Raw genomic sequence first — 26,138 nt, forward strand, 5'->3', positions numbered from 1 at the left:
TAGTACCGCGGTCACCGACTAGGCTGGCAGGCATGACACAACGCATCGTTTCCGCGCGTGGACTCGCCACGCTGCATGAGAAGACCGTCCTCTCCGTCTGGTACCCGGCCCTGAGCACGGGAGACGACCCTGCCGACGCCGAGGCGGCAGCGACCGCCCGCGCCGCCGACGACGGACTCGATGCGCTCACCGGAGAGGATCCCGCCCGCGGGACGACGACGTCCGTGGTGACGACGACGATCGACCTCGACGAGGCGCCCGCCTCGGCGGCCGATGTCTACCTCCGTCTCCACGCGCTCTCCCACCGCCTCGTCGTGCCCAACGATGTCAACCTCGACGGCATCTTCGGCCACATCGCCAACGTCGTGTGGACCTCGGCGGGCGCATGCTCGCCGGAGGACTTCGAGGCCACCCGAACGAGGCTGCTCGCCCGCGGCCCCGTCGCGGTCTTCGGCCTCGACAAGTTCCCGCGGATGACCGACTTCGTCATCCCCTCGGGTGTGCGCATCGGCGATGCCGACCGGGTCCGCCTCGGCGCGCACCTGGCCTCCGGGACGACGGTCATGCACGAGGGCTTCGTCAACTTCAACGCCGGCACCCTCGGCTCGGCGATGGTCGAGGGGCGCATCTCGCAGGGCGTCGTCGTCGGCGACGGCTCCGATGTCGGCGGCGGTGCCTCAATCATGGGCACGCTCTCCGGCGGCGGCACCCACCGCATCTCGATCGGCTCGGGCAGTCTGCTCGGTGCGAACTCGGGCGTGGGCATCTCGATCGGCGATGACTGCATCGTCGAGGCCGGCCTCTACCTCACCGCGGGTACCCGGGTCACGGTGCTGGGCGACGACGAGCGGGTCGTCAAGGCCTCCGAGCTCAGCGGCGCGAACAACATCCTCTTCCGCCGCAACTCGGTGACCGGTGCCGTCGAGGCACTGGCCCGCTCGGCCAAGGGCATCGAGCTCAACCCCGACCTCCACTGAGAGCTCGGCGAGGCGCGGGGTTCCGCATCCCACCCCCGCAGCAATAGAACTTCCCGCTGCACCGGGATGATTCGCGGCCAACGGTGCGATAAGGCGATTTCCGCCGAGGATACGCGGGTTCGCAGACCCCGCACCACAGCTGCCTTGAGGGCGCTCAGCAACCTGTCGTCAGGTTGCTGAGCGCCCTTCGGCTATCCAGCCCGGAGTCGTCATGCCCGAGAGGTTGCCGAGCGTTTTTCGGGTTGTTCGTTCGACCATCGCCTCAGCGAGCATTTGAGGACAGTTCTTCTACTGACGCAAGTGCGAAGCGTCTCAGCTACGGGCGGGATACATGCCGGGCGATCAAAGCTGCCATACGCACTCGGTCCAGGTCGTACGGCACAGGTAGATTGCTCGTCCTCTTGGTGAGTTTTCCTGCCGCTTCGTGGAGGATTCTCGCAGTGTCCTTTCGGAACCCGATGAGACCAGGAGACGAGAGCCCCCACGCTGTGTGCGGATGCTCCTCGCGGATCTCCATGAGCGAGTGGAGGTCTGCGAGGTCACGGTCAGACCGCAGTCCCCGTGCTTTCCAGCTATGGGCCTTCAACACGACTGCAGTCTCAAGCCCTGGTATCCGCGTTCGGTACTCGATCGTCGAACCGTCGAACAGGGTCGCGAATACTTCCAGGTCGAGGGGCGGCTGGTCAAGGGCGAATCCGAGTTCCGGAAGGGTATCGACCTGCCCGACCCCGGGCGCACACTCCGACCGGATGCCTTTCGAGCTTCCGCGGCGGGAGACCAGCAGGTTGACTTCGATATTCTGCTCGGAGTTCACAGCCTTCTTCAGGACGTTTCCGCCTGTTTGACTGAAATCCTGGGCGCAGAGACCATCCACTATGTCGCCGACGATTTCGATGTCGTCGACGGCTGCGTCGGCATCAATCGTGGATCGCAGGGTTGCGTTCGAGGTGGGATACACATGGAGAAGAAGTCTGACCATATGGCCGCCGATGATCCGGTACGGCGTGTCACCGTCGACAGCTTGGGCGACCGCCTGTTGCCCCATGTAGCCGAGCGAGTCCGCGTTGCTCCCGGCATGCGCCTCTATTCTGATGATTTCACTCATCATTGTCGCTCTACGACCACTTCTGCGATCTTGTCCGCAGCCGGTCCGCTGTCGACACTGCCGCTATGGAGAAGATCCCACATCACGATCAGCGGATCCGCCACCGGCAGTCCGCCGGTTTCACTGCTTGATGGTCGGACCGACCCCAATCTGAGTATCGTCGGGTCGCGAGGCACAGTGATGATGAGGGTCGCTTCGTCCAATGGTGCCGGAACAAATCCTCCCTCGGAGAGGTCGATGGGAGCCTCGGTGTAGATTCGACCAGTGGTCGGCAGTTTCCACGGAGCAATGACGTCTGCCGCGACATCGCCGCCGACCAAGATCGTCTGGTCCAAGAAATGGAAGATCTCTCTGGCCTGCGCGACCTGCTGAACAATCGGATCCAGACTGAACCACCCGAATTCCTGACCGCCGGGTCCGAGGTACTCATCAATCCACAGTCGCAGCAGTCCCTGGCGATCCATGGCATAGACGCCATCACCCGCATCGTCGACGAATGGTCCGAGCATCTTGAGCGCACTCGACACGGCCTGCTGGCTGACGCCGAGAACGTCCGCGATCGAAGATTGTCGCGCAGGAGCATCGTTGAGCAGCAGGTAGCGTATGAGAGCCCAGCGGGTCCACGCTGGACGCGCGCGCTTCGGTGTTTCGCTCCGGTGGTCCGTCGTAGCGGCTGTGTGCACCGAATAGGTGATCCCCGAATGGATGAGTCGTATCGGGGCAGTCGTGAGAATGTCGAGTTCTCCGGACTCCGCGCGTTCGATGATTCCCTCCGTCGCGGATTCGGCAACAAAGAGCACACCGCCGCTCCATTCGTGATGAGCCGTATAGCTGCGAACAGTATGAGCGTCCAGATGCGGCACCGCCGGTGCTGGCGATACTTCGAACCAGATTCCCTCAGGGCCGCGCACACGCCACGAGCCACGGTTGGCCCCGGCGGCGATTTCGAAGTCCAGTTCACGCAGAGCGCTGACTGCATCGACGACCATTGCACCCCTCACAACTTTCTACCCACGAAGTCGGTGAATACTTGTTGGACATACTCGCTATTCATATGCTAACAGGCGACCCGAGCTTCGGCCTCCGACCATCGACCCTGCGCCCCTAATCGGATGTTCACACGACACCTACCTCACCGTGGACCCACTGGAGACGATGATCGGCATACAGACGCACCACCGCCTCGGCGAGCGCATTCTGCATCCCACCCCCGCAGCGACAAAACCTCCAGTTGCACGGGGATGATTTGCGGCCAACGGTCCGATTCAGCGAGTTACGCCGCGGGTATAACGCTGCGGGCGCGAATTGCTGCCCGAGGTGCGGCGTGTGGCTCCGGGCGCGAATTGCTGCCCGAGGTGCGGCGTGTGGCTCCGGGTGCGAATTGCTGCCCGAGGTGCGGCGTGCGGCTGCGGGCGCGAATTGCAGCCCGAGGTGCGGCGTGTGGCTGCTGAATACGCGAGCAGCCCTCCGGGTGCTCAGCCACCGTTCGCAGGGTGGCCGAGCGCCCGGAGGGCCGCTCGGGACGGAGACGCTCAGTGGTCGACGGTGCTCGCCAAGCTCAGCGGTCGCCGCCGCCGTTCCAGCTCAGCGATCGCCGGAGCTTCGCTCAGCGATCGGTGATATCCGTGTAGTCGCGGGACACATCGCCGGTGTAGACCTGGCGCGGACGGCCGATGCGCGTCTCCGGGTCCTTGATCATCTCGCGCCACTGGGCGATCCAGCCCGGGAGGCGCCCGACGGCGAAGAGCACGGTGAACATGTTCGTCGGGAAGCCGAGCGCCTTGTAGATGAGGCCGGTGTAGAAGTCGACGTTGGGGTAGAGCTTGCGCTCGACGAAGTAGTCGTCGGCTAGCGCGATCTCCTCGAGCTGGACGGCGAGCTCGAGCAGCGGGTCGCCGCCGGAGCGGGCGAGGACCTCGTCGGCGGTCTTCTTGATGATCTTCGCGCGCGGGTCGTAGTTCTTGTACACCCGGTGGCCGAAGCCCATGAGGCGCACGCCCTCTTCCTTGTTCTTCACGCGCTCCATGAACTTCTTCGGACCGTCGTCGGAGGCCGCGATCGTCTGGAGCATCTCGAGCACCGCCGAGTTCGCGCCGCCGTGCAGCGGTCCGGCCAGGGCATTCACGCCGGCCGAGATCGACTGGAAGAGGTTCGCCTGCGAGGACCCGACGAGACGCACGGTCGCCGTCGAGCAGTTCTGCTCGTGATCGGCGTGGAGGATGAAGAGCTGGTCCATCGCCTTGACCGCGAGCGGGTCCGGCTCGTACGGCTCGGCGGGGACGCCGAAGTTCACGCGGAGGAAGTTCTCCACGAGGCTGCGCGAGTTGTCCGGGTGGATGACGGGCAGGCCCATGTTCTTCCGGTGCGCGAGAGCGGCGATCGTCGGCATCTTCGCGAGCAGCCGGAACGACGAGGTGTCGATCTGATCCTCGTCAAAGACATCGAGGTCATCTTGGTAGAAAGTCGACAAAGCGGCGACCGCAGCTGCAACCATGGGCATCGGATGCGCATCGTAGGGGAATGCCCGGAAGAACCGGCGCAGATCCTCGTGGACGATGGTGTGCTTGCGCAGACGCGCATCGAAGGCGTCGTACTGCTCCTGAGTGGGCAGCTCACCGTGGATGAGGAGGTAGCAGACTTCGACGAAGTTCGACTTGTCTGCCAGCTGTTCGATCGGGTAGCCCCGATACTGCAGCACCCCGGCATCACCGTCGATGTAGGTGATGGACGACGAGGTGGACGCGGTGTTGGCGAATCCCGGATCGTAGGTCACGGCTCCGGTGTCTTTGAGCAGGGAGCCGATGCGATATCCGTCGTTGCCTGCTGTCGCGGGCACTTCTGGCAGTGCCAGATCCGTCTCGGCAATCCTGAGATTCGCTTCGGTCGGCATATGTTCTCCTCACCGTCGACCCACCTCAAGAACTTCCTGAGGCGTCTTGCACAGTTCCCTCAAAGACTACCCACTTGCGGGGGAATCGAAAAATCACTGTGCCCTGTCTGTACTGCTCAGTAACAAGCGTCGGGCTCAGGGATCCGATGCGGGTGTGACGAATTCCGCACTGCTCCTATGCACCTCGGCGCATCCCTCTCAGACCAGTCCCGATCCTGATCGGGATCATTCCCCGCCGAGGTGGGGCGACAGGTGTCCTTGCCTGTGACGATGGCAGCTTCTCCACCCGGGGCACGTGCCTCAGCCGAGCCGCAGGCACCAGACACTGCTGAGCAATCGCCTGCCCGAGACGGCGCGCCTCAGGCGAGGAGCCGGTCCGCAGCCGCGGCGATCCGCTCGTCGGTGGCGGTGAGGGCGATGCGCACATGCTGCGCTGCCGCGTCGCCGTAGAAGGCCCCGGGTCCGGCGATGATGCCGAGATCGGCGAGTGCCCCGATCGACTCCCAGCAGTCGACACCGGCGGTCGCCCAGAGGTAGAGTCCGGCCTCCGAGTGGTCGATGCGGAATCCGTAGGACTCGAGTGCCGGGCGCAGCCGATCCCGGCGGGCGCGGTAGCGCTCCTTCTGCTCGAGGACGTGTGCGGTGTCGGTGAGCCCGGCGATCATCGCCGCCTGGATCGGTGCCGGGACGATCATCCCCGCGTGCTTGCGCGTCCGAGTGAGATCGTCGATGAGCGCTGCGTCGCCGGCGACGAAGGCGGCACGGTAGCCTGCGAGGTTCGACTGCTTCGACATCGAGTAGACGCTGAGCACCCCGGAGTGGTCGCCGTCGGTGACCGAGAGGATGCTCGGAGCAGGCTCGTCGGAGGTCCAGTTGAGCAGGCCATAGCACTCGTCGGAGGCGACGACGACTCCGGCCTCACGGGCACGGCGGACCACCTCGGCCAGCGTCTCGGCATCCTGGACCGCGCCGGTCGGGTTGCCGGGAGTGTTGAGCCAGAGCAGGCCGATGCCCGTCAGCGGAGCGCCGGCGACGATCTCGGAGGCGTCGAGGCGCACACAGTCGACCCCGGCGATCCTCGCCCCCATCTCGTACGTGGGGTACGCGGCGTGCGGGCAGGCCACGGACAGTCCGGCCTGCCGCAGGCCGAGGAGGGTGGGCAGCCACGCGACGAACTCCTTCGACCCGATGGTCGGCAGCACCTCGGCGGCCGGGTCGACGCTCACCCCGTGCCACGTCGCATACCACCCGGCGATCGCGGCACGCAGCTCATCGGTCCCGGCGGTCGTCGGATATCCGTGGGCGTCGCTCGCCGCGGCCAGCGCGTCCTCGATGACTGCGGGCGTCGGATCGACGGGGGTGCCGATCGAGAGGTCGCAGACCCCGCCGGGATGCTCGGCGGCGCGGGCCCGATACTCGGTGAGCTTGTCCCAGGGGTAGTCGGGCAGGTCGAGCCCGAGGCGAGGCGCCACCGCCTCAGCCGTTCTGCGGCGGGAGGACGGAGATGATCGCGTGGTCCTTGCCGGTGTTGCCGAGCTTCGCAGCGCCGCCCGGGGAGCCGATGTCGTCGAAGAACTCGACGTTGGCCTTGTAGTACTCCGACCACTCCTCGGGGACGTCGTCCTCGTAGTAGATGGCCTCGACGGGGCACACCGGCTCACAGGCACCGCAGTCGACGCACTCGTCGGGGTGGATGTAGAGGCTCCGCTCCCCCTCGTAGATGCAGTCGACCGGACACTCGTCGATGCAGGCCTTGTCCTTCACGTCGACGCAGGGCTGGGCGATGATGTACGTCACGGGTTGTGCTCCTCGGGAGACTCAGCTGATCTATGATCTCCACCATACGCCTTGAACGCGTCCCCAGTCTCCCACCGTGACACGTGATCCTCGTTGCATTGGTCACGCCTCCCCCGCGGCCGAGCCCACCTGCTCTAATGTGGTCTGGGACAGCGGAATCGGAAGGAGCGGTGTGGACGAGCTCTCGCCAGGCAGACGAGTGGTGGTGCGCTATGCGCTCACCCCGGGTGACACGCATGCGACCTCCGATGCCCTCGGTGTCGTCAGCTCCGTCGACGAGTCCGGCGTCGTCATCGACACGAAGCGCGGTCCCGTGCGGATCGAGCGCGGCCTCATCCTCCTCGTCCACGAGGTCCCGCCGGCCCCGACCCGGTCGGGTCGCACCCATGAGATCGTCTCCGCAGTCGACCTCCGTCGCATCTCCGCGGCGGCGTGGCTGCCGTCCGACGTCTCGTGGCTCCACGCGGACAATCTCCGCAACGAGTCGAGCGATTCCCCCGCCGAGGTGGGGCTGCTCCAGAAGGGCTGGCTCCTGCGCAGCTCCGAATCGACCACCCGCCGCGCCAACAGCGCCCTGCCCGTGACCGAGTCCGGGCTGGGCTGGTCCGAGACGCTCGACGCGGTCGAGGCGTGGTACGCCGCCCGCGAGCGGCCCGCGGTCGTCCAGATCTACTCGGCCGACGATTCGACGACCCTGGCCCCGGAGTGCGAGGGTCTCGGGCCGCTCCTGTCCGAGCGGGGATACTCCCCGTCAGAGACCGTGTACCTCCTCACCGGTGCCACCGCCGAGGCGGCCGCCGGTGCCGGTGCCCCCGCCGAGGCGGCCGCCCCCGGTTTGTCCATCGACGTCACCGAGACGCCGAGTGACCTCCACTTCGCTGCCTGGACGAGTGAGCGCGACCCCGGTTCGATCGACGCCTTCCGGGCGCTCATCGAGACCGATGACCCATGCCAGTTCGTCACCGCGTGGGCTCAGCATCCCGACGGCTCGCGGACGATGGTCGCGACGTGCCGAGTCGTCGAACGGAGCAAGTGGGGCGTCATCACCAACCTCGTCACCCGCCCCGACCTGCGTCGGCGCGGAGCCGGACGCTCGGTCGCACGGGCTGCCGCAGCCCTGCTCGCCCAGCGCGGAGTCCGCTCCTACCTCGTCGACGTCGAAGCGGCCAACGAGGCGTCGCTCGGGCTTTTCACGTCGCTGGGCGCGAGCGTGCGCCACCGGTGCTGGTACGCGAAGCAGGCCTGAGCCTGTCCGTGCAGCAGAGCTACTTGCACTCGACCTTGTTGACCGGTCGGTAGGTCGTGACGAAGGAGTCCTTCGTCTCCCGTCCGGTCGCGATCTCCTTCATCGTCCGCGTGATCTTGATCGACCAGCCCTCGCGCGGTGACTGCGGGGTGCACGACGGACCGGACTCGGTCACCGTCGCCGGCGAGGTGAAGGCGTACCGGCCCGAAGAGTCGGCTTCGACGTCGTAGTACTTGACTCCGTAGACCTTCGCGTAGACCTTTCCGCCCGAGAGGTACATGTCGAGGACGACGGGGGTCTTCTGGTTGTTCGTGAACTTGAGGTCGATCGAGGTGTAGTCGAGCGTCGTCTCCCGGCCCTCCGGGTAGCGGGAGATGTAGCGCGAATGCGCCTGATGCTCGTTGAGTTCGAAGCCGGCGAAGAACGCGGCGTTGAACAGGGTCGTCGACACCTGCGAGACTCCTCCGCCGAAGTCCTCCTTCATCTGCCCTTCGGAGATGACGCCTGCGGGCTTGTAGCCGTTGGCCGCGGTCCGCGGGCCGAGCGTCTCATTGAGGGAGAACTGCTCGCCGGGCTGAAGGACCGTGCCCGAGACCTCTTTCGAGGCGACGCGGAGGTTGTTGTCGCGGTTGGGATCGGACTTGTACGGGGTGGAGAACTCCGAGACGGTCTGCGAGACGTCGACCTTCTTCGCGTCCTCGGTCGTGAACTCCGGTTCGACGGAGGCCAGGGTCACCTCGGCGGCTGCGGTGTCGCCGTTGATCGCATCGGTCACGGCCTTCGAGAGGTCGTCGGGCTTGATGCCGATGCCGGGTTCGGAGTCGACGACCTGCGGCTTGCCGTCGACGACCTTGAAGGTCGCGTCCTTGGCGGGACGTCCGATCTCCTCGTTCTCGTCGAGTGCCCGCTTCTGCAGCTTCTCGGCGTCGAACTTCGGCACGAGCTTCGAGTCCTTCGCCTCGAAGCTCAGGGTCTTCGCGATCGTCGTCGGCGAGATCGTCAGGTCCCCGCCCTTGACGTCGGAGTCGGCGTCCTTGCCGGGTACGGCCTTGACGGTGACGTCGGCCTTGACCGCATCGGCGGCGAAGCCGTCGGCGACGTCCTTGGCTTCAGCGGTCGTGATGTCGGGTTCGACCTCGTCGACGACGACGGGCAGCGGATTGTCCTTGACCAGCCACTGTGCGGCGACGGCGGAGCGGATGTTCTCCACGCTCACGCTCTGCCCGGTCACGGCGTCCTTGACCGCAGGCGTCGTCTTGTCGTAGCTCAGCTCCGCATCGACGGGTTCGACCTCGAGTCCCTTCGCGGCCGCCTCGGCGCTCTTGTCGAAGGTCGCGTCGTCGACAGCGAGGACGGGTGAGACCTCATTGTCGCCGAAGAGCCGGTCGGCGAGGATGGCAGGGTTGAGTGTGAACCCGGTGACCTGGGCGACGGTGCCGTCGACGTCGAGTGCCAGTCCCGACTTCACCGGATCGATCGTCGCCGTGGCCTCCTTGGCGCTGAGCTCGATCTCCTGCTTCGCCTTCTCCCCGAGGGCGTCCTCAAGGGTCGACTTCGCATCGGCTGCGCTCTGCGAGCCGATGTCGACGCCGGCCACGGTCGTGCCGGGGGCGACGACCCGGCCGCTGAAGAAGCCGATCGCGAGGTAGACGACGGCGAGCCCGACGAGGATGAGGAGCGCGATGATCCAGGGTCGCTTGCGCCTGCCCGCCGAGGTGCCGGCCGAGGGATCAGGCGCGCTGCCTGCGAGGGTCTGGGTGGACATCATTCTTCCAAGTCTATCGAGGGGATCTGAGTCTGGTCGGGGAAGGCTCTGTCCGGGAGCGGAGTCCTAGAGGGATCTCTGCGCCCGGCTGCGGACGGGGACGAAGGCGAGGACGGCCGCGATGACCATGGGGCCGAGCAGCCACACCACCGACCGCAGGGTGCCGGTGACGACGATGTCGGATCCCGGCAGCCACTCCGGCTGGCCGAGGATGTAGGAGACGACGGCGATGACGATCGCGGCGACGAGCATCGGTGCGGTGGACCGGTACATCGATTTGAGGTGCCAGAGGCCGCACAGGGCGAGCAGCAGTCCGAGTCCGAGTCCCCAGGGCACGATCGCGGGGGTCTCGCCGAGGCGGACGACCGAGACGTTGAGATGCTGGAATCCCCCGAGGAGGCCGATGAGGAGGCCGAGGAGTCCCGCATGGATGAAGGCGAAGACACCGGGCTTCTTCGGCTCGCGGCGACGCCGGGGGGCTCCGGCCGCGTTCGCGTCCTCGAGAGCATCGAGGTCGAGGCCGGCGAGGACGTGCGAGGCGAGTCCCGAGCTCTGGGTCTCCGCGGGGAACGGGGCGCCGGCGCCGAGGGAGTAGTACTCGTGGTCGGCGGGCTTCGTGCCGATGCCGTTGGACAGGGCCATGAAGTCACCGCTGAGGCTCACCTGCGTGCGGTGCGCGGCCAACGCCCTCCGGCGGGCATCGCGGACGCCTGCGACGTTCTGGGCGACGACGATCTCGCCGACCGGCGCCATCGTCGGAATCGTCTGCGCCTGGGCGAACCCGGTCTCGGAGAATCCGGACTGGCGCGGATCGAAGGACGCCCTGGCCACCTCGGCGGGGATCTCGACGAAGAGCAGCCGACCGGGCCGCCAGGTCGCCTTCTCGACGGCCGCGACGGTCGCGTCGTGGACGCGGACGTGGTCGGGGTGGCCGTAGCCGCCGTTGGCCGAGTACGTGATGACCACGTGCGGGCGGACCTCGTCGATGACGGCGGCGATGTAGTCGGCGACCTCGTCGGTCGACGCCGCGCACAGGGCGCCTGCGGGCATCGACGCTGCCGGCACGGCGTGGCCCTCGGGCCCCCATTCCATCCCCGAGTCCTCGAAACGACGCTCGGGCAGGGTCACCGCACCGCCTCGGCGAGTGCCGAGGAACCGGTGGTCGGTGACGCCGAGGGACCGCATCGCCTCGGCGATCTCGGACTCCCGCACGGACGCGAGCCCGGCCCGGTCGCCCTCGAGGGCCTTCATCTCCGGCGGGATGACCTCTCCGCCCTCACCGCGGGTGGCGGTGAGCACGGTGACCTGGTCGCCTTCGGCGGTCAGGGCTGCGATCGTGCCTCCCGTGGCGATGGTCTCGTCATCGGGGTGGGCGTGGACGAAGAGGATCCGCGGCGTGATCATGCGTTCTGACGACGCAGCTTCGCGTAGATCTTCGCGCGCTCCTTCTGGTCGAGTTCGACCTTGCGGATGCGCACGGCGGACGGGGTGACCTCGACGCATTCGTCCTCACGGGCGAATTCGAGGCTCTCCTCGAGCGTGAGCTTGCGCGGGGGCACGAGGTTCTCGAAGGAGTCCGCGGAGGCTGAGCGCATGTTCGTCAGCTTCTTCTCCTTCGTGATGTTGACGTCCATGTCATCGGCCCGGGAGTTCTCGCCGACGATCTGGCCCTCGTAGACCTCGGAGGTCGGTTCGACGAAGAAGGAACCGCGCTCCTGGAGGTTGATCATCGCGTACGGGGTGACGGCTCCGGCGCGGTCGGCCACGAGCGAGCCGTTGGTCCGGAACTCGATGTGGCCGGCCCACGGTCCGTAGCCGGCGGAGATCGAGTTGGCGATGCCGGTGCCGCGGGTCTCGGTGAGGAACCGGGTGCGGAAGCCGATGAGGCCGCGGGCGGGGACGGTGAATTCCATCCGCACCCAGCCGGTGCCGTGGTTCGTCATCGTCGACATGACGCCCTTGCGGCTGGCCATGAGCTGGGTGACGGCGCCGAGGTAGTCCTCCGGCACGTCGATCGTCAGGTCCTCGAAGGGCTCCTGGGTCTGGCCGTCGACCTGCTTGGTCACGACCTGGGGCTTGCCGACGGTGAGCTCGAAGCCCTCACGGCGCATCTGCTCGACGAGGATCGCGAGCGCGAGCTCACCGCGCCCCTGGACCTCCCAGGCGTCGGGACGCTCGGTGGGCAGGACCTTGAGGGAGACGTTGCCGACGAGTTCGGCGTCGAGGCGGTCCTTGACCATGCGGGCGGTGACCTTCGTGCCCTTCTCACGACCGGCCAGCGGCGAGGTGTTGATGCCGATGGTCATCGAGATCGCCGGATCGTCGATGACGATCGCCGGCATCGGCTTCGGGTTGTCGATGTCGGTGAGGGTGTCGCCGATCATGATGTCGGGGATGCCCGCAACGGCGACGATGTCACCGGCCGACGCCTCGGTGGCGGGAACCCGGTCGAGTCCCTGCGTCTCGAGGAGCTCGGTGATCTTCACGGAGCTGATCTCGTCACCGCGGGCCCACGCGACCTGCTGGCCCTTCTTCAGGGTGCCGCCGAAGATCCGCAGGAGGGCGAGACGGCCGAGGAACGGCGAAGCGTCGAGGTTCGTCACGTGCGCCTGGAGGACGCCGTCGGCGTTGATCTCCGGGGCCGGGATGGTCTCGATGATCGTCTTGAACAGCGGCTCGAGGTCCGGGTTGTCCGGGACCTCGCCGTCGGCGGGCTGGTCGAGCGAGGCCGCTCCGACCTTCGCGGCGGCGAAGACGACGGGGACGTCGAGGACGGCGTCGACGTCGAGGTCGGGGACCTCGTCGGCGAGGTCGGAGGCGAGGCCGAGGAGCAGGTCCTGCGAGTCCTCGACGACACCGTCGATGCGGGCGTCAGCCCGGTCGGTCTTGTTGATGACGAGGATGACCGGCAGCTTCGCCGCGAGAGCCTTGCGGAGGACGAAGCGGGTCTGGGGCAGCGGGCCCTCGGAGGCGTCGACGAGGAGGACGACGCCGTCGACCATGGACAGTCCGCGTTCGACCTCACCGCCGAAGTCGGCGTGGCCCGGGGTGTCGATGACGTTGATGACGATGGGCTCGTCACCGGCGGAGGGTCCGTTGTAGAGCACCGAGGTGTTCTTCGCGAGGATCGTGATCCCCTTCTCCCGCTCGAGGTCGCCGGAGTCCATCACGCGCTCGGCGAAGTCACCGTGCTCGTTGAAGACACCGGTCTGCCGGAGCATGGCGTCGACGAGGGTGGTCTTACCGTGGTCGACGTGGGCGACGATCGCCACGTTGCGGCGGTTGTCCCGGCGCGTGGGAGCTTCAGTCATCAATAGCCTTAGGTAGGGAGGGTGGTCCGGACCGGACCCAACACACAATTATACGCACCGCGCAGGTCGCCCGATTCACAGGTGGTTTCGGGCTCCTCCGGTGCCGGCCCGCCGGTGTCGGCCCTCCCGTGTCAGCCCTCGGACGCCAGCGAGGCGGATCCGGTTCGACATCAGAGCTGAGATCGAACCGGATCCGCCTCGCGGAGACTGCCATCCCCGGCACCGACGCCGAGGCGGTCCTGCTCAGGCGTTCATCGTCGCCTCGAGCACGGCGTCGCGGGCCTCCCGGCGCTTGCGCTGCTCCTTGGGATCCGGAACCGGAACCGCGGAGAGCAGGCGCTGCGTGTAGGGATGGACCGGGTTGGCCACGACCTGCGAGGCCTGCCCGATCTCGACGAGGTACCCGTGCCGCATGACGGCGATGCGGGAGGCGATGCGCTCGACGACAGCGAGATCGTGGCTGATGAAGAGGCACGCAAACCCGTAGAGCGCCTGGAGGCTCTCGAAGAGGTCGAGGACCTTCGCCTGGACGGAGACGTCGAGCGCCGAGGTCGGCTCATCGGCGATGAGCAGCTTCGGCCGCAGGCTGAGCGCACGGGCGATGCCGATGCGCTGACGCTGACCGCCCGAGAGCTCGTGCGGGTAGCGGTTGCGCATCGACGTCGGCAGCTCGACCGCGTGGAGGAGCTCCTCGACGCGCTTGTTGAGCGCCGGACCCTTCATCCCCTCGTGGAGGTAGAGGGGTTCGCCGATCGACTCGCCGATGGGCAGGCGCGGGTTGAGCGAGGAGCCGGGGTCCTGGAACACGATCCCCACCTCCTTGCGCAGCGGCCGCATCTGCTTGTTGGTCAGCCCCTTGATGCTCTTGCCGTTGACGACCATGTCGCCTTCGACGGTGGGCAGGAGGCCGAGGGCCGCGCGGCCGATCGTCGTCTTGCCCGATCCCGACTCGCCGACGAGGCCGACGACCTCACCGGGAGCGATCATGAGGTTGATGTGGTGAGCGGCGCGGAACGCCTTCTTCCGCCCGACCGCGGGGTACTCGATCGCCGCATCCCGCAGCTGGAGTGCCGAGGGCTGCGAGAAGTCCGCCTGCGACCCAGGATGGTAGTAGGTCTCCGTCGAATCCATCTCTATGTGAGGATGCGAAGCCTCCCCTGTCGACACGGCAGTGGCCTCGGCATCGTTGTCGGCCACCGATCCGGCGCCGAGATCGTCGCCCCCGGACTCGTCCGCGAAGGTCTCCTCGAGTTCGTGGATGGCCTCCTCGACGTCGTGGAGATCCGTACCGAACGCCTGCCCTTCGATCTCGGTGCCGAGGTGGGGCACGGCTTCGAGGAGCTGCTTCGTGTACGGGTGCTGCGGGTTGTAGAAGATCTCATCCGCCGTCCCCGACTCGACGACCTTGCCCGAACGCATGACGATGATGCGGTCGGCCATGTCCGCGACCACGCCCATGTCGTGCGTGATGAGGATGATGCCGGCATCGAGCTTCGACTTCAGCTCGCGCATGAGCTTGAGGATCTCCGCCTGCACCGTGACGTCGAGCGCCGTGGTCGGCTCGTCGGCGATGAGCAGCTTCGGCTGGCACGCAAGCGCCTGCGCGATCATGATGCGCTGGCGCTGACCGCCCGAGAGCTGGTGGGGGAACGAGTTGTACCGCTCCTCCGGTTCCGGGATCTCGACGAGGCGCATGAGCTCGAGAGCGCGCTCCTTCGCCTCCTTCGGACCCATGTCGAGGTGGACGCGGAGGGTCTCCATGATCTGGAAGCCCGCCGTGTAGACCGGGTTGAGCGCGGTCATCGGCTCCTGGAAGATCACCGAGATGTCGTTGCCGCGGATGTGCTGCATCCGCTCCTGCGGCATCCCGATGAGCTCCTTGTCGCCGAGCTTCGCCGAGCCGGTGGCCCGGCCGTTGCTCGGCAGCAGACCGAGCAGGGACATGCTCGACTGCGATTTGCCGGAACCGGACTCACCGACGATCGCGAGCACTTCGCCCGCATTCACCGTGTACGTGAGTCCCTCGGCTGCCATCCACCATTCGTCGCTCACCCAGAAGTGGACTCCGAGGTCCTTGACGTCGAGGATCGGTGACTTCGCACCGGTGGTCGACTCAGTCGTGTTCTGCTCGGTCATCACTTGTCCCCCTTCTTCGCCATGCGCTCGGCCTTCTTCATCTTCCGCCAGCTCGGGATCGTCTTCATGCGGGGGTCGAACGCGTCGCGGAGACCGTCGCCGATGAAGTTCACGCACAGAGCGATGACGATGATGAAGAGACCGGGCCACCAGAACAGCCACGGGCGGGTCGCGAACGAGGTCTGGTATTCGCTGATGAGCTGCCCGAGTGAGATGTCCGGCGGAGAGATGCCGAAGCCGAGGAAGCTCAGCGACGCCTCGAGGACGATCGCCTGGCTCATCAGCAGCGTCGTGTTGACGATGATGACGCCCATCGCGTTCGGGAGCATGTGCTTGAACATGATCCGGAAGTCGCTCGCGCCGGCGACTCGGGCGGAGTCGACGAACTCGCGTTCGCGCAGGGAGAGGAAGTCACCGCGGACGAGTCGCGCCAGGCCGGTCCAGAGGATCGCGCCGAGGACGAGTCCGAGCATCGCGCCTCCGGTGCCCGAGACGAGCTTGCCGAGGATGGCGCCGACGACGATGACGGGAAGGATGATGAAGCCGTCGGTAACGCGCATGAGCAGTGAGTCGACCCAACCCCGGTAGTAACCAGCCAGCGCGCCGACGATCGTGCCGATGATGAGCGCCACGATGCCGATGATGAGCATGACCATGATGGAGATCTGGGTGCCCTTCATCACGCGGGCGAAGTTGTCCCGGCCGATCTCATCCTGACCGAACGGGTGCTCTCCCGGGGAGAAGAAGTTCTGCAGCGTCCACGTCGGCGCGCCGCCCGGATTGACGATCGGATTGGAGGCCGTGTGGTTGAAGATCCACCAGCCCGGGATCGGGCCGATGCCCTGGGCCGAGTAGGCGAAGACGGTGACGAGGAAGAGGACGATGAGTCCCACCATCGCGCCTTTGTGCCGGAGGAACTTCCGGAAGACGATCTTCCCCTGCGAGAGGCCTTCGGTCTCCTTGGCTTCGATCGCGTTCTCACCGACGCTGTCGGTGGCGATCGGGCTCTGTTCTTTGTCGTCGATGCTCATGCGTTCACTCGGATTCTCGGGTCGAGGACGGCGTAGAGGAAGTCCGCGACCAGGTTGGCGATGATGGCGAGGAGGCCCGTGATGAGGATGTAGGCCATGATCGGGTCGAGCTCAGCGCGATTCATCGAGTCGATGAAGAGCTTGCCCATGCCGTTCCAGCCGAAGATCGTCTCCGTGATCACCGCACCGCCGATCATCGTGATGACGTCGACGGGGATGATCGAGGCGAGCGGCAGAAGCGCGTTGCGCAGCGCATGGCGCATGATCACGGTGCGCTCGTTGAGTCCCTTGGCCCGCGCGGTGCGGATGTAGTCCTGTCCCATGACCTCGAGCATCGACCCGCGGGTGTAGCGGGTGTACGACGCGAAGGAGATGAGGACGAGGGCGATCGACGGCAGGAGGAGGTGGGTGAACGAGTCGAGGTTCGTGATCCAGAAATCGCCGTTGACGTTCGGTGCGGAGGCCCCGATCGTCGCGATCGGACGGTTGTTGATCGCGGGGCTTCTCGAGTACTCCGACCAGCCCTGGAGCACGCGGTCGGCGAAGATCGTCACGGCGATGATGAGCGTCGTGAAGACCGTCGTGCGCGCGGTGTCCCACGGGTCGGGTCCGCGGAAGGCAAGGCCGACGCCGATGGCCACGCCGATGGCGACGACGAGGAGGCCGAACATCCACAGCCAGTTCATCTCCTGGTAGTAGAAGAGGTACTGGAGCGGCATGTAGATGAGGGCTCCGATGACGGCGCACGTGAGTGTGGCGTAGAGGACGCGCTTGTTCTTCAAACCCGTCGAGAGGAACGTCATGACGATCGCCGCACCGACGCCGATGACGACGACGCCGACGACTCCGATGGTCGGCTGCTGCAGCCACCCGCTCGCGAGGATGTAGTAGATCGTGCCGAAGGTGACGAGCGTCGCGGCGGCGAAGGTGATGATCCGCCGCTTCTTGCCCCCGCCGAGTGCGCCCATCCAGAACAGGCCCATCGCGAGGCAGAAGATGATGATCGGCCACCAGCTGTCCAGTGTCGGATCATTGATGAAGTTGTTGATCTCGATCGCCCCGTACTGCTTGAGCAGAACCGCGACCCAGAAGACGGGCAGCGAGTAGAGGAGGAACGAGACGAAGGTGATGAAGTAGTCGAAGCCCGAGTACTGGCGGATGGCCGAGATCATGCCGACGGCGATGCCGAGGATGATGGCGACGATCGTCGAGGCCGTGATGAGCTTGATCGTGTTGATGATCGCGCCCTGGAGCAGGTAGGTGACTTCCTGACCGCTCTTCCACGCGATGCCGAGGTCGCACTGGCCGATGAGGCATCCGCTGGCACCGGCGAGCCACTTGAAGTAGCGGACGACCGCGGGTGTCTCGAGATCGAGGAGCCTGATACGGGACTCATAGAGTGCTTCGATGTTCGGGGAGGTGCTCGAGCGCAGGTCCCAGAAGAAGTCGAGGGCGACGTTGAGCAGGAGATAGAGGACGAACGTGACGACGAGCAGAACGATGACCGTCGACAGGAGACGTCTGAGAATGAACTTGATCATGGTGTGTCCGATTCCGTCTGTGCGAGCACGCCACTGTGGGGATCACTGATGTGATCCCCACAGCAGCTGAGAAGGTGAGAAGCCGATCGCATCAGATGCGAATCAGTTCTTCTCCCACTCCCAGTAGTTCCAGAACATCGTCGGCGACACGGACGTCGACTTCACGTTCTTGACGCTGTCGTTGTAGATCGTCAGCTCCGGGAACTGGAAGATCGGAGCACCGAAGGCGTCGTCGGTGAGCTGCTTCTCCAGATCGATCGAGAGCTTCTCGGCGTTCGCTTCGTCAGCGGTGAGCATCTCGTCGAGGATCTTGTCGACCTTCTCGTTCGAGTACCCGCCGTAGTTGTTCTGCGCACCGGTCCGGTAGTTCGCATCGCTCGAGGTGATTCCGGTGTCCTCGGACTGCCAGCCGAAGAGCGAGAGATCGTACGTGCCGTCGCCGAGGCGGGTGCCCCAGTTGACGTCGCCGACGTCTTCGATCTTGAAGCCGGCCTTCTCAGCCGATTCCTTGATGAGCTGGAACTCCTGCTGACGACGCGAGTTCGTGTTGTCGTACATGATGCGCACGGGCTTGATCTCGCCGCCGACCTCGTCGAGGAGCTTCTTCGCCTCGTCGGTGTTGACGTCCGAGTAGTCGGCCTTCATCCCGTTGCCGTTGACGATGCCGTCGTACATCGGCGAACCGGGCACCTGGGTGAAGGAATCGCGCACCACGGCGTTCTCGTTGAGCGGCTTGATGATCTTGTCGACGATCTCCGCGCGGGGAACCGTCTTGAGGAAGGCCTGCCGGACCTTCTTCGCCTTCTCCTCGTCGCCGCCGTAGGACTTCGGATCGAACGGACCGTTGTTGTCGAAGGTGAAGTCGACGTGCTCGTAGGTCGCACCGTCAGCGGCGTCGACCGTGACGCCGTCGATGCCCTCGGCGGCGGAGAGGACGTCAGCGGTCGCCTGCGGCTGGGTCATGTCGACCTCGCCGTTCTCGACCGCCTGCACCATCGCCATCGGGTCGCCGTTGTAGCGCACCGTGATGGTGTCGACCTTGGGCTTGACGGGACCCGAGTAGTTCTCGTCCTTCTGGACCGTGATGTACTGGCCCTCCTGGAAGTCCGTGATCTTGTACGGGCCGTTGTGGACGAGGAGGTCCTCGTCGTCGGGCATCGAGGTGAAGTCGAAGCCGGTGTTCCAGACATTCGAGATCTTCGACAGGGCTGCTGTGTCCTTGTTCTTGATCGCGTCGAGGATGGCCTGCTTGCCCGCGGCAGGGTCTTCCTCTCCCAGCGCCTTCTTCGCGACGATGTGCGCCGGCACGCCGACGCCGTCGGCGCCGACGCCGAAGGTGAGCTCCCAGTCGGCGAAGGGCTTGGAGTACTCGAAGGTGATCTCCTTGCCGTCTTCGGAGACCTCGGGGAAGTCCTTGATGAGAGCGGGGCCGATCGACGAGGAGTCGAAGTAGACGGTGCTCTCGTCGTTCTCCTTGACGGTGCCGTCGTCGTTGTTGTTCGAGTCGACCGTGTTGAAGTTCGCCGAGGTGCCCGCCCAGGTGAGAGCGAGGTCCGCGGCGTCGACCGGCGTGCCGTCCGACCACTTCGCGTTGTCGTTGAACGTGTACTTGACCTTGAGCGGATCCTCGGAGACCCGCTCGACCGAGCCGAGTGAGCCGTCCTGCAACTCCAGATTCTCGTCGTAGTACTTGAAGTTGTCATTCATCATGTAGGTGAGAATGGCGTTCGAGACCGCGTTGCCGTTGGCCGTCATCGTGTTCATCGAACGGAAGGACTCGTTCCACCCGATGTTGAGGATCGAGTTCTCCGAGGCCTGATCGTCATTGCCACCACCGGGAGGGGTGCAGGCAGAAAGCACCATTGCTGCTGCGGCAACTGAGGCACCGGCTGCGAGGAAGCGCTTGTTCACGTTCTCTCCTTGTTGTTCTCTGGGCTCGCGCCCACGTGCTCGCCTCCCGGATTCGGGATGCGCTGCGGTCACACGGCCCGCCATCGGGAATGTGACCTCGTTCATGCTTCTGCATGGATTGCCTCAAAGTTAATTCACACGTCACTGTGACTGAGTCCACAATGTGAGCCATATCTCGAATCGTTACCGTTTCGAGACCCAGGCCACAGTGATCGACCCTCGGGTCTCAGTGGATAGGATGTTCGGATGGCAAACAGTGAGATCGGACCCGACGAGACCCGAATCGTGAGAACGACGGGATCGACCGTCCTCTTCGTCCTCGTAGCGGCCGTCGCGGCGATCGGCATCGGCTCGATCGTTGTCGGCGACTTCACCCTTCGCGGCCTCGCCGTCGCAGGGATCCCGGTGCTGCTCTTCGTCGGCGTCTGGGCGCTCTACCGGCACCCCCGGGTCGAACTGCGACCGCAGGAGATCGTCCTCGTCAACCCGCTCACCACGATCACTGTGCCGTGGAACCTCGTCGACGGCTTCGACACCCATTTCGGACTGAGCGTGCGCACACACGAGAAGAGCTATTCATCGTGGCCGCTCGCGGGTCGGGGCAAGAAGATGGAGAAGGACGCCCACGGGATCCGCCGACTCGTCGACGAGCCGAGTCCCGCGGTCGACACCGTCCTCGACCACCATGCGCGCCTGAACGAGGCGCAGCTGGCCAACCCTCGCGGAGAGCGCACGATCACCCAGGTGTGGAATGTGCCGGTGATCGCAGCGCTGGCCGTCGCGATCGTCTGGGCGATCCTCGGCTTCATGGCCGTGCCGCGCTGGTGACCCTGCCCTGAGATCGGGTGCCGGGGAGTACTGACGATCAGGTTCCGGTCACCAGCCGCGTTCGCGCCACTCCCCCAACTGACCGCGCTCGGCACCGAGAGTCGTCGGCGCGCCGTGTCCCGGCAGCACCTGCGTGTCATCGGGCAGCTGGTCGAAGACCCGCTCCTCGAGGTCGTCCATGAGCGAGGTGAAGTCCTCCGGCGACCACGTCTTGCCGGGTCCGCCGGGGAAGAGCGAATCCCCGGAGAAGAGGATCGTCTCTCCCCCGTCGCGCAGCAGCAGGGCGATCGATCCCGGCGTGTGTCCGCACAGGGCGATTGCCTGGAGGACGAACCCGCCGAAGTCACCGACGTCGAGGTGCTCGACGGTGTGCGCGATCTCCACCCCTTTGGCCTCGGCGATCGCCGCGGCATCGGCGGCCCCGGCGATCGTCATCGCATCCGGGTGCCTCTTCGCTGCCGCCGGCAAGGCGCGGATGTGGTCCCAGTGGCGATGCGTCGTGATGATCGCCTGCAGGACCGGTGTCGCGCTCGTGTCCTCGGCTCCGGCACCAAGCAGCTCCTCGATCGCGTCGATGTCGTCGGCGGCGTCGATGAGGACCTGAGCCCCCGTCTCCTTCGCCGTGATGAGATAGACGTTGTTCTCCATCTCCGACACGGAGATCCAACGGACGACGACGTGCTCTGTCTCGATCGTGTTCACCATCTGCCCCTCACATACTGCGGTGGATACGGCCCCGGCTCTTCGCCGAGTTCATGGGCCGCCCGCTGCGGCCACGCAGGTTCGCGCAGGGCCACACGGGCGAGCAGGATCGCATCGGCCTGGCCTGATGCGAGGATCGTCTCCGCCTGACCGGGTTCGGTGATGAGGCCGACGGTCGCCGTCGTCGCGCCCGCGTCCCTGATCGCCGCCGACAGCGGCACCTGATAGCCGGGTCCCACGGGGACCTTCACGGGAACGTTTCCGCCCGAGGACACGTCGATGACGTCGACCCCGCGGGCGTCGAGGGCACGGGAGACCTCGACCGCCTCGGCGATGTCGAATCCCCCTTCGGTCCATTCGCTCGCCGAGAGCCGGACGAAGACGGGAACATCCTCACCGACGGCCGCGCGCACGGCATCGTAGGTCTCGAGGAGCAGACGGGACCGTCCCTCGAGATCACCGCCGTAGCGGTCGGTGCGCTGGTTCGACAGCGGGGAGAGGAACGAATGGAGGAGGTAGCCGTGGGCGGCATGGAGTTCGACGAGGTCGAAGCCGGCCCCGATGGCGCGCTTCGCGGCCGCAGCGAAGGCGGCGACCACCTCGGCGATGTCGTCCTCCGTCATCTCCGTCGGCTCGGTGTACCCGGGGTAGGCGATCGGGCTCGCGCCCACCGGCTGCCATCCGCCCTCCGACTCGGGAACGGTGCCGCGCGGGTTGCCGTCGAAGGGCCGGTAGGTGCTCGCCTTGCGTCCGGCGTGGGCGAGCTGCATGCCGATCGGGGTCCCCTGCGAGTGGACGAAGTCGACGACGGGCGTCCACGCCGCGGCGTGGTCGTCGCTCCAGATCCCGGCGTCCTGCGGGGAGATCCTGCCCTCGGGAACGACCGCCGAGGCTTCGGTGAGGATGAGCCCGAATCCGCCGGTCGCGCGCGCTCCGAGATGGACGAGGTGCCAGCTGCCGGGCATGCCGTCCTCGGCCTCGCACGAGTACTGGCACATGGGAGCGAGCCAGATCCGGTTCTCGATCGTCAGTCCGCGCAGCGTCATCGGGGTGAAGAGTTCAGCCATGGTCACAAGTCTGCCTGAAAGATGCTCGTCTCACCTCATGAAGCGTCACATCATGATGCCGAAGACGGGAACGGCGAGGAGGAAGACCGTCGCGGTGATGAGGACGATGCCCACGAGGTTGAGCCAGATGCCGCCCTTGACCATCTGCCCGATCGTCACGTACCCCGACCCGTAGGCGACGGCGTTGGGCGGGGTGGCCACCGGCAGCATGAACGCACAGGTCGCCGCGAGCGCGACGGGGATCGTGAGGAGCAGCGGGTCGAGCTGGAGGCCGAGCGCGACTCCGCCGACGACGGGGATGAACGTCGCGGCCGTCGCCGTGTTCGACGTCAGCTCCGTGAGGAAGAGGATAATCGCAGCGAAGACGGCGACGATGAGGATGGGCGGCAGGACCCCGAGGCCGGCGGAGGCCTCGCCGATCCATTCGGTCAGGCCCGAGGAGGAGAACTGTGCGGAGAGGGCGAGACCACCGCCGAAGAGGAGGAGGACGCCCCACGGCAGCTTCTCCGCGGTCTCCCAGTCGAGGAGGCGGACGCCGCGGTTCGCCCCTCCGGGGATGAGGAAGAGGAGGAGGCCGATGACCATGGCGATGCCCTCATCGCTGATGGGCGGGTCCTCGAAGATGAGCGGGATCGTGATCCAGCTGACCGCGGCGAGGACGAACATGCCGAGGACGAGCTTCTCGCCCGTCGACATCGGGCCGAGCTTGGCCAGCTCCTCGCGGATGAGTTCGCGGCCGCCGGGGATCTCGTCGATCTCGGGCTTGAAGAGGACCTTGACGAGGAGGAACCATGCGATCGCCATCATCACCACGGCCAGGGGGACGCCGACGAGCATCCACTGTCCGAAGCCGATCGAGATGTCGTGGTTGTCCTTGAGGTAGGCGACGAGGAACGTGTTCGGCGGGGTGCCGATGATCGTGCCGAGCGATCCGATCGAGGCGGCGTAGGCGATGCCGAGCATGAGCGCGGTGCCGAAGTTCGACTTCACGACGTGGCCGAGGCCCACCTCGGAGTCGGGGCCCGAATCGGCGCCGGAGGCAGTGTCAGCGCCAGTGCCAGTGTCAGCACCAGTGCCGGCGTCGGGAGCCGAACCCTCGGTTGTCGCTGACGACCGTTTCGAGTCGGACCGGTCGGTCGCCTCGGCGGGGGTGATCGCAGATCCGACGACCTTGGCGACGATCATGAGCACGGAGATGCCGATCGGCAGCATCATCACGGCCGTCGCCGTGTTCGAGACCCACATCGACATGAACCCGGTGGCGATCATGAACCCCGCGATCATCGGGCCGGGCCTGTTGCCCATGAGGCTGAGGGTGAAGAGCGCGATGCGCCGGTGGAGGTTCCACCGCTGCATCGACAGGGCGATGAGGAATCCGCCGAGGAAGAGGAAGATGATCGGGTTGCCGTAGGAGGCGCCGACGTCGGCCATCTCGATCTCGGAGCCGAAGACGGGGAAGGCGACGAGGGGGACGAGTGAGGTCGCCGGGATCGGCAGGGCCTCGGTCATCCACCACACGGCCATGAGGACGGCGACCCCGGCGGTGAGCCTCGCGTCGTGGGCGACCGAGTCGGGCATGATCGCGTAGACGAGCGTGGAGAGGATGAGGCCGAGGAAGAAGCCGGTCCACCGGATCCGCACGGTCTTGAGCGGGAACCCCGGGGCCCGCTCTCCCGGTGACTTCTCCGCGATCTCGGTCGACATCGGCGTGGTCTGGTTCTCGTTCACGGTGAGCTCCTCGGCGAGCCGGCTGGACTACAGCTGTCCCTGTCATCGTAGCAACCGGGGGTGACGCGCGGGATCATGCTCGGGCGGGGATGAGGCTGTCGGTGTGAGGCCCGGCCGACGCCACGAGCGGGGCCGTCGCGGTCGGGCCGTCGCCCTACCGGCGGGGCCGTCGCCCTATCGGCGGGGCCGTCGCGGTCTCGGCGGGCCCGTCGCCCTCTCAGCGACGTCGACGCGCTATCGGGCGGCGTCGACGCGCTATCGGGCGGCGTCGACGCGCTATCGGGCGGGTTCGACGCGCTATCGAGCGGCGTACTCGCCCTGCTCAGGATGCTGAGCAGTCGCCCTTAGCGGGAGGCGAGGAACGAGTGGATACGGTCGGCGACGATCTCGGGGTGCTCGGCCATGAGCAGATGCGCGGAGTCGGGGACGACCGCGAGCTCTGAGCCGTCGACGGCGTCGCGCATCTCCCCCATCGCCTCGGGCGTGCAACCGGGGTCCTGCGAGCCGGCGAGGAAGAGCGTCGGCGTGGTGATCGCGCCGAGCTTGCCGGTGAGGTCGTAGAGCGCGAGCGCACGGCAGCAGGCGATGTAGGCGGCGTCGTCGATGGTCGCGAGGTCGGTGAGCGTTGCCGGCCCCGTCGCGATGTCCTCCTCGAGGAAGCCCGCGGCGAACCAGCGGTCGGCGGTGTCGGGCAGCAGGGACTGCGTGCCGTCGTTCTCGACCTCGGTGATCCGTTCGGCCCACGAAACATCGGTGCCGAACTTCGTCGCCGTCGAACACGCGATGAGACCGGTGAGCTTCTGCGGGTGTTCGAGGGCGAGGGTGAGACCGATCCCGCCGGAGATCGAGGCACCGCAGTACGTGAAGGACTCGACGCCGTGGTCCTCGAGCGATTGAACGAGGCCGGCGGCGAGGTCGGAGATCGTGAAGTCGGTGCTCAGCTCCTCCTTCGACACCGGGAACGTGTGTCCGGGCAGGTCGGAGAGGTAGATCTGGTGGTCATCGACGAGGCGCGAGGCCACGGCCGCCCACAGCGAGACGCGCGTGCCGAGGGCATCGCCGAAGACGAGGACAGGAGATCCGGGGTTGTCGTTGAAGGCGTGCAGGGCGATGCGCATGAGGGCTCCTCATCGTCGGGTCGGGATCAGCTCGTCGGGTCGGGATCAGCGGTCGTCGACAGTCCTCGCTGGAGCGTCGACGGTCGTCGCAGGTGAACTCGCAGGTCAACGGGATCGCGCCGGAGCGCCGGTCACGTCAACAGCCTACCGTCGGAATAGCGCAGATAACAGCGCGGACACAGCGATTCGTAGGTCACGGCGTTGCCGTCGATGGCGACCTGATCGCCGTCGAAGATGAACCGCCCGTCGACGAGGCGGCCGTTGAACATCGCCTTCCTCCCGCAGCGGCAGATGGTCTTGAGCTCTTCGAGGGTGTGGGCGATCTCGAGCAGGCGCGCCGAGCCGGGGAAGGCGCGGGTGCGGAAGTCGGTGCGGATGCCGTAGCACATCACCGGCACCGAGGCGTCGGTGGCGATGCGCATGAGCGAGTCGACCTGCTCGGGTTCGAGGAACTGCGCCTCGTCGATGAGGAGGCACGCGACCGGGGCCTTGGGGGCGTCGATCGATTCGATGAGGGCGTCGTGGTCGACGTAGTCGGCGTGCTCGCGGTAGATGAGCTCGACATCGGCGCCTGCGGGGATGAGGAAGTCGACGGCGCGGGTGACGCCGAGGCGGGAGACGATCTCGTCGGCGCCCTTCGTGTCGATGTCAGGTTTGGCCAGGAGCACCCGCTGGCCGCGCTCCTCGTAGTTGAAGGCGGCCTGGAGGAGCGCCGTCGACTTGCCCGAGTTCATCGCCCCGTAGCGGAAGTAGAGTTTGGCCACCTGGTCCCCCATCTGTCGAGTCTGCTGCCGCGCAAGTCCCGGCGTGCTGTATTCCTGCGTGCTGCCGTATTCCTGCGTGCTGCCGCGCGGTCCCGCGCGTGCGTGCCGACGACACTCTACCGTCGCTGCCGCGCACGCACCCCGCTGGGAGGCCGCGATCGCGCTGCGGGCCCGACGGCCTCGGCGAGGGGGCCCAGCCGGGCTGGGACCACACGATCGCA

Annotated in this window: 20 protein-coding genes; 3 read left to right on the forward strand and 17 right to left on the reverse strand. The window is 66.3% G+C overall.

The genetic code is table 11. The features are described from left to right. The first annotated feature begins 32 nt into the window (after window positions 1–32). Complete coding sequence (dapD, locus tag EZE58_RS14285) at window positions 33–977, forward strand: 2,3,4,5-tetrahydropyridine-2,6-dicarboxylate N-succinyltransferase (protein WP_063250945.1); 945 nt, start codon at window positions 33–35, stop codon at window positions 975–977. Window positions 978–1,293: 316 nt separating this feature from the next. Here dapD and EZE58_RS14290 read toward each other — a convergent pair whose 3' ends face one another. The 5 genes from EZE58_RS14290 to fdxA all read right to left on the reverse strand — a co-directional run bounded on the left by EZE58_RS14290 (window position 1,294) and on the right by fdxA (window position 6,769). Then, entirely contained in the window at window positions 1,294–2,082 is a 789-nt protein-coding gene (locus tag EZE58_RS14290; protein ID WP_167560781.1) for a hypothetical protein, read from the reverse strand. Next, on the reverse strand, window positions 2,082–3,071 hold the full coding sequence (locus EZE58_RS14295) for a hypothetical protein (protein ID WP_167560782.1): 990 nt from the start codon (window positions 3,069–3,071) through the stop codon (window positions 2,082–2,084). Before EZE58_RS14295 ends, EZE58_RS14290 begins: the two co-directional genes overlap by 1 nt. A 617-nt stretch (window positions 3,072–3,688) precedes the next feature. Then, window positions 3,689–4,972: a citrate synthase gene (locus EZE58_RS14300; RefSeq protein WP_101624852.1), complete on the reverse strand. Its 1,284-nt coding sequence runs from the start codon at window positions 4,970–4,972 to the stop codon at window positions 3,689–3,691. A 359-nt stretch (window positions 4,973–5,331) separates the two neighbouring features. After that, entirely contained in the window at window positions 5,332–6,444 is a 1,113-nt protein-coding gene (dapC, locus tag EZE58_RS14305; RefSeq protein WP_009375177.1) for a succinyldiaminopimelate transaminase, read from the reverse strand. Window positions 6,445–6,448: 4 nt separating this feature from the next. Further along, the gene (gene fdxA, locus EZE58_RS14310) at window positions 6,449–6,769 is read right to left on the reverse strand and encodes a ferredoxin (RefSeq protein WP_009375174.1); all 321 of its coding nucleotides are present in this window, start codon (window positions 6,767–6,769) and stop codon (window positions 6,449–6,451) included. Window positions 6,770–6,941: 172 nt separating this feature from the next. Here fdxA and EZE58_RS17745 point away from each other — a divergent pair, with 172 nt between their 5' ends. Further along, complete coding sequence (locus EZE58_RS17745; RefSeq protein ID WP_009375172.1) at window positions 6,942–8,015, forward strand: GNAT family N-acetyltransferase; 1,074 nt, start codon at window positions 6,942–6,944, stop codon at window positions 8,013–8,015. A 19-nt stretch (window positions 8,016–8,034) separates the two neighbouring features. Here the strand turns inward: EZE58_RS17745 and EZE58_RS14320 are convergent, their stop codons facing one another. The 7 genes from EZE58_RS14320 to EZE58_RS14350 form a co-directional block, all read right to left on the reverse strand. Beyond that, entirely contained in the window at window positions 8,035–9,783 is a 1,749-nt protein-coding gene (locus EZE58_RS14320; protein ID WP_232252575.1) for a VanW family protein, read from the reverse strand. A 63-nt stretch (window positions 9,784–9,846) separates the two neighbouring features. Continuing rightward, entirely contained in the window at window positions 9,847–11,184 is a 1,338-nt protein-coding gene (locus tag EZE58_RS14325; protein WP_009375168.1) for a PIG-L family deacetylase, read from the reverse strand. After that, complete coding sequence (gene typA / locus EZE58_RS14330; RefSeq protein WP_009375166.1) at window positions 11,181–13,091, reverse strand: translational GTPase TypA; 1,911 nt, start codon at window positions 13,089–13,091, stop codon at window positions 11,181–11,183. Before typA ends, EZE58_RS14325 begins: the two co-directional genes overlap by 4 nt. Window positions 13,092–13,334: 243 nt before the next feature. Next, a complete protein-coding gene (locus EZE58_RS14335) occupies window positions 13,335–15,227 on the reverse strand; it encodes an ABC transporter ATP-binding protein (RefSeq protein ID WP_009375165.1) in 1,893 nt (630 codons plus the stop codon). Continuing rightward, entirely contained in the window at window positions 15,227–16,258 is a 1,032-nt protein-coding gene (locus EZE58_RS14340; protein ID WP_009375163.1) for an ABC transporter permease, read from the reverse strand. Before EZE58_RS14340 ends, EZE58_RS14335 begins: the two co-directional genes overlap by 1 nt. Continuing rightward, window positions 16,255–17,799 carry an ABC transporter permease gene (locus EZE58_RS14345; RefSeq protein ID WP_009375162.1) on the reverse strand — a complete coding sequence of 515 codons (1,545 nt, stop codon included), beginning with the start codon at window positions 17,797–17,799 and terminating at the stop codon, window positions 16,255–16,257. The genes EZE58_RS14340 and EZE58_RS14345 overlap by 4 nt, the downstream gene beginning before the upstream one ends. Window positions 17,800–17,901: 102 nt before the next feature. Beyond that, complete coding sequence (locus EZE58_RS14350) at window positions 17,902–19,710, reverse strand: ABC transporter family substrate-binding protein (RefSeq protein WP_009375159.1); 1,809 nt, start codon at window positions 19,708–19,710, stop codon at window positions 17,902–17,904. 246 nt (window positions 19,711–19,956) lie between these two features. Between EZE58_RS14350 and EZE58_RS14355 the strand changes: the two genes are divergently transcribed. Then, window positions 19,957–20,538 (forward strand): hypothetical protein, encoded by a 582-nt coding sequence (locus EZE58_RS14355; protein ID WP_009375157.1) that lies wholly within the window; start codon window positions 19,957–19,959, stop codon window positions 20,536–20,538. A 48-nt stretch (window positions 20,539–20,586) separates the two neighbouring features. Here EZE58_RS14355 and EZE58_RS14360 read toward each other — a convergent pair whose 3' ends face one another. The 5 genes from EZE58_RS14360 to EZE58_RS14380 form a co-directional block, all read right to left on the reverse strand. After that, window positions 20,587–21,243, reverse strand: a complete 657-nt coding sequence (locus tag EZE58_RS14360; RefSeq protein WP_009375155.1) for an MBL fold metallo-hydrolase — start codon at window positions 21,241–21,243, stop codon at window positions 20,587–20,589. Next, on the reverse strand, window positions 21,237–22,307 hold the full coding sequence (locus EZE58_RS14365; protein WP_009375153.1) for an NADH:flavin oxidoreductase/NADH oxidase: 1,071 nt from the start codon (window positions 22,305–22,307) through the stop codon (window positions 21,237–21,239). The genes EZE58_RS14360 and EZE58_RS14365 overlap by 7 nt, the downstream gene beginning before the upstream one ends. A 45-nt stretch (window positions 22,308–22,352) precedes the next feature. Next, complete coding sequence (locus EZE58_RS14370) at window positions 22,353–24,011, reverse strand: DASS family sodium-coupled anion symporter (protein WP_081590947.1); 1,659 nt, start codon at window positions 24,009–24,011, stop codon at window positions 22,353–22,355. A gap of 368 nt (window positions 24,012–24,379) precedes the next feature. Beyond that, a complete protein-coding gene (locus tag EZE58_RS14375) occupies window positions 24,380–25,153 on the reverse strand; it encodes an alpha/beta fold hydrolase (protein WP_009375150.1) in 774 nt (257 codons plus the stop codon). A gap of 131 nt (window positions 25,154–25,284) precedes the next feature. After that, window positions 25,285–25,917, reverse strand: a complete 633-nt coding sequence (locus EZE58_RS14380; RefSeq protein WP_009375148.1) for a thymidine kinase — start codon at window positions 25,915–25,917, stop codon at window positions 25,285–25,287. Window positions 25,918–26,138 lie beyond the last annotated feature (221 nt).

This window comes from Brevibacterium sp. LS14 (genome assembly GCF_012027885.1).
Lineage (GTDB): Bacteria > Actinomycetota > Actinomycetes > Actinomycetales > Brevibacteriaceae > Brevibacterium > Brevibacterium casei.